The organism is Polynucleobacter sp. 39-46-10, assembly GCF_002282275.1.
This window is the reverse complement of record NZ_NCJB01000139.1, coordinates 1-5,904: the sequence shown is the minus strand read 5'-3', so window position 1 is coordinate 5,904 and position 5,904 is coordinate 1. Positions and strand designations below refer to the sequence as shown.

The following is a 5,904-nucleotide window of genomic DNA, read 5'->3' as shown; positions in this document are numbered from 1 at the left end:
CAAGGCAAAGATGACGGTTATCAGTTGTCTGCGCACATTCGTAAGTACTACGAAACCACTTTGTTGTAATCCGTTCTAATTTTTTAGCTACTCCTTTTATAAAACCAAAATTTTTTCAGGGGCAATAAATGAGCCTGACTCGCAAATCTAATACACCTCAAAGTAGTCGTTCAGTCCCAGCATCACGCCTAATCGGCAGCCTTTCACGCGGTCTCAAAGCAGCCGTTCCAACAATGGATCGCCGCCAGTTCCTCAAGCGTTCAGGCGTTGGCGTTGGTGCTGGAATCGCTGCAAGCCAACTGACTATGGTTCAAAAGGCAGTGGCTGAGCAAAGCAAAGCAATGCTAGATGGCAAAGCTGGAAAAATTGAAGTCAAGCGAACCGTATGTACCCACTGCTCAGTCGGTTGCGCAGTTGACGCAACTGTGGAGAATGGTGTTTGGGTTCGTCAAGACCCCGTCTTTGATTCTCCAATCAATTTAGGTGCTCATTGCGCAAAAGGCGCAGCACTTCGTGAGCATGGTCATGGTGACTTCCGCTTACGCACACCAATGAAGTTGGTTGACGGTAAGTATCAAAAGATTTCCTGGGATCAAGCATTAACTGAGATCACAGCGCAGATGAAAGACATTCGCACTAAGTACTCTCCAGATGCAATGTATTTCATTGGCTCATCAAAACAAAACAATGAACAAGCGTATTTGTTGCGTAAGTGGGTATCTTTCTTTGGAACCAACAACACAGACCACCAAGCTCGTATCTGTCACTCAACTACAGTTGCTGGTGTAGCTAATACTTGGGGCTACGGCGCCATGACAAATAGCTACAACGACATGATGAATTCGAAAGCAGCTTTGTATATTGGTTCTAATGCCGCTGAGGCGCATCCAGTATCCATGCTGAGCATGTTGCACGCTAAAGAAAATGGTTGTAAATTAATTGTGGTTGACCCACGTTACACCAGAACTGCAGCGAAGTCTGATCAGTATGTTCGCATTCGTTCTGGTACTGATATTCCTTTCTTGTTTGGTGTCCTCTATCACATCTTTAATAACGGCTGGGAAGATAAGAAATACATCAACGATCGCGTCTATGGCATGGACAAGGTTCGCAAAGAAGTAATGGAAAAATGGACTCCAGCCAATGTAGAAGAAGCTTGCGGTGTTCCAGAAGCTCAGGTTTATAAAGTTGCCGAGACTATGGCAAAAAATCGTCCAAGCACCATTGTTTGGTGTATGGGACAAACTCAGCACACCATTGGTAATGCGATGGTTCGCGCCTCCTGTTTATTACAGTTGGCATTAGGTAATATCGGTAAGTCCGGCGGCGGCGCAAATATTTTCCGCGGTCACGACAACGTGCAGGGTGCAACTGACGTTGGCCCTAATCCAAATTCACTGCCTGGTTACTATGGCCTAGCTGCTGGTTCTTGGAAGCATTTTGCGACTGTTTGGGGCGTAGATTATGAGTGGATTAAGGGTCGTTATGCACCAGGCATGATGGAAAAATCAGGCACCACTGTTTCCCGTTGGGTTGATGCGGTGCTTGAAAATGATGACATGATCGACCAAAAAACCAACGTTAAAGGTTTGTTCTTCTGGGGTCATGCGCCTAACTCTCAGACGCGCGGTTTAGATATGAAGCGCGCAATGGATAAGTTGGATCTTTTGGTTGTGGTTGATCCATATCCAAGTGCAACTGCTGCAATGGCTGCTATGCCTCCTGCAGAAGGTCAAAAAGTTAATAAGAATCGCAACGTTTATTTGTTGCCAGCTTGCACCCAGTTTGAAACTCATGGATCTGTCACTGCTTCAAATCGCTCGATTCAGTGGCGCGAGAAGGTTATTGATCCATTGTTTGAATCTGTACCAGATCACACCATCATGCAAGCATTTGCTGATCGTTTAGGTTTTGGTAAGGAGCTCTCCAAAAACTTCAAAATGGTTACTGGTAAGTATGCTGGTCAAGATTGGCCAGAGCCAGAAATTGAGTCTATCTTGCGTGAAATTAACCGCAGCGTTTGGACTATTGGATACACAGGCCAGACACCAGAGCGCTTGAAAGCGCACATGCGCATGATGAGCGTCTTTGATCCGAAGACATTGCGCTCTCGTGGTGGTGTAGATAAGGTGACTGGCTACGATACAGCTGGAGACTACTTCGGCTTGCCATGGCCATGCTATGGCACAGCTGCGATCAAGCACCCAGGCTCACCAAATCTTTACGATACAAGTAAGTCAGTCATGGAAGGCGGTGGTAACTTCCGCGCGAACTTTGGTGTAGAGAAAGATGGCGAGAGTTTATTGGCTGCTGATGGTTCTTACTCTAAAGGCTCTGCGATCAAAACTGGCTACCCTGAGTTTGATTCTGTCTTTATGAAGAAACTTGGCTGGTGGGATCAGCTAACAGATGCTGAGAAGAAGCTTGCTGAAGGAAAGAATTGGAAGACAGACTTGTCTGGTGGTATTCAGCGCGTTGTGATGAAGAATGGTTGTCATCCATTTGGAAACGCTAAGGCGCGTGCGGTAGTTTGGAACTTCCCTGATCCAATCCCAGTCCATCGTGAGGCTCTTTACAGTACAGACCTTGCAATGATGGAAAAATATCCTACATCGGACGATTTGAAGAACTTCTGGCGCTTACCAACGTTGTTTAAGACAGTTCAGCAAAAGAATATTGCTGACAAGCTCTATGAGAAGTTCCCAATTACCCTTACTTCTGGCCGTTTGGTTGAGTATGAAGGTGGAGGAGACGAGACTCGATCCAACCCTTGGTTGGCAGAGTTACAACAAGAGAACTTCGTAGAGATTAATCCTAAGGCTGCGGCAGTTCGCGGTATTCAAAACTGGGATTATGTTTGGGTTAAATCTCCAACTGGCGCAAAAATTAAGGTAAGAGCCTTGGTGACTGAGCGTGTGGATGCGAAGACTGCATTCGTCCCATTCCACTTTGCGGGCTGGTGGCAGGGCGCAGACATTCGTAAGTACTATCCAGTTGGAGCGGCTCCTGTTGTGCAGGGTGAGGCAGTAAATACTGCAACCACTTATGGTTACGATCAAGTGACCATGATGCAAGAGACCAAAACTACGATGTGTCAAATCGAAAAATTTGCCTAAGTCTAACTAAAGATAAAGTCAGGAGAATAAGCTATGGCAAGAATGAAATTTATCTGTGATGCAGAGCGTTGCATTGAATGTAACGGCTGTGTAACAGCGTGTAAAAATGAGAATGAAGTTCCTTGGGGAATTCAGCGTCGCCGTGTTGTGACGATTAATGATGGAATTATTGGCGCTGAAAAATCAATTTCAGTGGCCTGTATGCATTGTTCTGATGCGCCTTGTATGGCGGTTTGCCCAGTAGATTGTTTTTATCGTACGGATGAAGGTGTTGTTTTGCACGATAAAGATATTTGCATTGGTTGTGGCTATTGCTCTTATGCATGCCCATTTGGTGCACCTCAGTTCCCAAGTCAGGGAACCTTCGGTATGCGCGGCAAAATGGATAAGTGCACATTCTGTAGCGGTGGCCCAGAGGCTAATGGTAGTGTTGCGGAGTTTGAGAAGTATGGTCGCAATCGCTTAGCTGAGGGTAAGTTGCCTCTATGCGCTGAGATGTGTTCAACCAAGGCCTTAATCGGTGGTGACGGTGATGTCATTGCAGATATTTTCCGTGCTCGTGTTGTGGCTCGTCAAAAGCATGGCAAAAATGTTGGTGCTGATGTATTTGGCTGGACAACTGCCTATGGTCAGCCTGGAGCGAAGACGCCGACACCAACGCCTGCTGCAAAAATTCCGGGAGCTAAATAATGAAATTTAATTTTAAGATCCTCGCCCTGTGCGCTACTGCTGTCGGAATCTTGGCTGGCTGTTCTGAGCCTCCACAGGCTGGCATGAGCGCAGCTAAGCGCCCAGATGTTGCGCCATATATGGGTGCAAATGATGGGTTTATGACAAAAGGTTGGACTCCTGGTAATGAGCTGAGCTGGAAAGAGGCGATTAATAAGCGCAACCAACAGCAAACTGAATACACCCGTATTAAGTAATCAGTTGAGATTATCTACAGTTAGCCGTTTGAGGACACTCGCATGAAATCATTTACAACCAGCGACATACGCCTTTGGGTGTTGGCAGCGGGTATTTCACTCTCAATGATGAGTGGTGCCAGCTTTGCGCAACAACCAAATGCTGCGGCACTTCCTAAGGTTGAATCAGCCAATATTATGGATATAGGGCGTGCGGCAGATGCAAGTCCGCAAGCGCAAATTGAGGCCGCTAAAAATCAGCCAGGCAATAACTCACCTGTATGGCGTACAGTCAATAGCGATACGCCAAACTTTGTGAATGGGCCCGTTACTGAGCGTGGAGTGCTTATTCAGAAGTCTGGTCAACAGTGGCGCCTTATCCGTAATGGTGTGATTACCGTGTTTGGGGCTTGGATACTAGCATTTGCTTTCTTTGGTGTCTTGGCAATGTATACCTTGCGTGGCCCAATCAAATTACACGAGCCCCTTTCTGGAACTAAGATCAAGCGTTTTACAGATCTAGAGCGTTATACCCACTGGACTATGGCATTTAGCTTTGTGGCTTTGGCGTTTACTGGATTACTCATTCTGTACGGTAAGTTTTTCGCATTGCCTGTGATGGGTGGAACCCTGTTTGGAATCTTCTTGTTTATTTGCAAGAACATCCATAATTTTGTAGGTCCACTATTTACCCTGAGCATCATCGTCTTTTTCTTCCTGTTTGTGCGTAAGAACATGCTTGAACCTGATGATATGGCTTGGATTAAATCGTTTGGTGGTCTGCTATCTGGTAAACATGTTCCATCAGGATTCTTTAATTTTGGCGAGAAATTTTGGTTCTGGTTTGGTATGGTCTTTTTAGGACTCATCATCTCAGCCTCTGGATGGGTGCTGGATATGATTGTCCCTGTCCCTGGAATTGAGTACTGGCGTGGCACTATGCAAGTGGCGGATATTATTCATGCTTCGGCTGCCTTATTGATGACAGCTATGGCAATGGGGCATATCTATATCGGTACCATTGGCATGCAAGGCTCAATCGATGGTATGAAAACGGGTTATGTTGATGCTACTTGGGCCAAAGAGCATCATGAAGTTTGGTACAACAAAGTTAAATAAGGACGAAGCCATGAAAAAAATCATTGCCTTCACAATTGGCGCTCTGGTAGCAAGTTCTGCCTTTGCTTTTTTTCCGCCACTGTCTCCAGAAGCTCAGGCTGCTGCTGACTTAAAAAAGGCTAAAACAGCTTATGCTGGTAAGGTTGGTGCATTCAAGCTTTGCCAGGTGCAAAATAAGATTGCAGACCAATATAAAGTCTCAGGCACTCCAGCGCCAGGTGCATGCGTTGCGCCACCACCTTTTGTGCCACCGGTTGCAGCAGCGCCAGCGGCAAAGTAATTAGTCAGCTATTAACTCTTGATGAAGGTAGCGTTTAGCTGCTTGCGTTTGGGGATTGGCAAAGAAAGGACCTACGGGTCCTTTTTCTTTTATCTCGCCATGATCAATAAATAGGATGTATTCCGCCAATCTCTGAACTTGGGCAAGCTGGTGTGAGGTAAAGATCACCTCTGAGCCCATAAGCTTAAATTGGCGAATAATTTGCTCCACCTGATCAGTAGTGTTGGGGTCAAGATTGGCGGTTGGTTCGTCGAGCAAAACCAAGTGGGGCTTTTGCAAAATTGCGCGACCTAGGCAGAGTTTTTGTCTCTCGCCAGCAGAAAGTTTCAGTGCCGGACTGTTGGCTAAGTTACTAAGACCGATTTGCAGCATGACCGCATCAATATCTTCAAGAGAAATGCTGGGGTCAACGTCTCTCACCATGGCGATATTGGTTCTGGCAGATGCCTTAATCATGGGGGTATGATGCAGCACCAGAGATGAT

Annotated in this window: 6 protein-coding genes; 5 read left to right on the top strand and 1 reads right to left on the bottom strand. The window is 46.2% G+C overall.

Features of this window, described 5'->3' with window-relative positions; all coding sequences use genetic code 11:
- The first annotated feature begins 128 nt into the window (after positions 1 to 128).
- The 5 genes from B7X71_RS10825 to B7X71_RS10805 are packed head-to-tail and all read left to right on the top strand — an operon-like array spanning position 129 to position 5,420.
- Positions 129 to 3,116, top strand: a complete 2,988-nt coding sequence (locus B7X71_RS10825; RefSeq protein WP_293600735.1) for a formate dehydrogenase subunit alpha — start codon at positions 129 to 131, stop codon at positions 3,114 to 3,116.
- Positions 3,117 to 3,149: 33 nt separating this feature from the next.
- Complete coding sequence (gene fdh3B, locus B7X71_RS10820; protein ID WP_215301175.1) at positions 3,150 to 3,806, top strand: formate dehydrogenase FDH3 subunit beta; 657 nt, start codon at positions 3,150 to 3,152, stop codon at positions 3,804 to 3,806.
- Positions 3,806 to 4,042 (top strand): hypothetical protein, encoded by a 237-nt coding sequence (locus B7X71_RS10815; RefSeq protein ID WP_215363386.1) that lies wholly within the window; start codon positions 3,806 to 3,808, stop codon positions 4,040 to 4,042. The genes fdh3B and B7X71_RS10815 overlap by 1 nt, the downstream gene beginning before the upstream one ends.
- 42 nt (positions 4,043 to 4,084) lie before the next feature.
- Positions 4,085 to 5,140, top strand: coding sequence for a formate dehydrogenase subunit gamma (locus B7X71_RS10810; RefSeq protein WP_215363383.1), 1,056 nt, complete (start codon positions 4,085 to 4,087; stop codon positions 5,138 to 5,140).
- Between the two features lie 10 nt (positions 5,141 to 5,150).
- Complete coding sequence (locus B7X71_RS10805; protein WP_215363380.1) at positions 5,151 to 5,420, top strand: hypothetical protein; 270 nt, start codon at positions 5,151 to 5,153, stop codon at positions 5,418 to 5,420.
- On the opposite strand, the gene B7X71_RS10800 is transcribed toward B7X71_RS10805, so the two are convergent.
- Positions 5,421 to 5,904: ATP-binding cassette domain-containing protein (locus tag B7X71_RS10800; RefSeq protein ID WP_293600734.1), on the bottom strand; the 484-nt coding region annotated here is incomplete at its 5' end.

Coding starts and splice junctions, on each gene's coding strand:
- B7X71_RS10825 (WP_293600735.1), top strand. CDS start 129: ATGAGCCTGACTCGCAAATCTAATACACCTCAAAGTAGTCGTTCAGTC.
- fdh3B (WP_215301175.1), top strand. CDS start 3,150: ATGGCAAGAATGAAATTTATCTGTGATGCAGAGCGTTGCATTGAATGT.
- B7X71_RS10815 (WP_215363386.1), top strand. CDS start 3,806: ATGAAATTTAATTTTAAGATCCTCGCCCTGTGCGCTACTGCTGTCGGA.
- B7X71_RS10810 (WP_215363383.1), top strand. CDS start 4,085: ATGAAATCATTTACAACCAGCGACATACGCCTTTGGGTGTTGGCAGCG.
- B7X71_RS10805 (WP_215363380.1), top strand. CDS start 5,151: ATGAAAAAAATCATTGCCTTCACAATTGGCGCTCTGGTAGCAAGTTCT.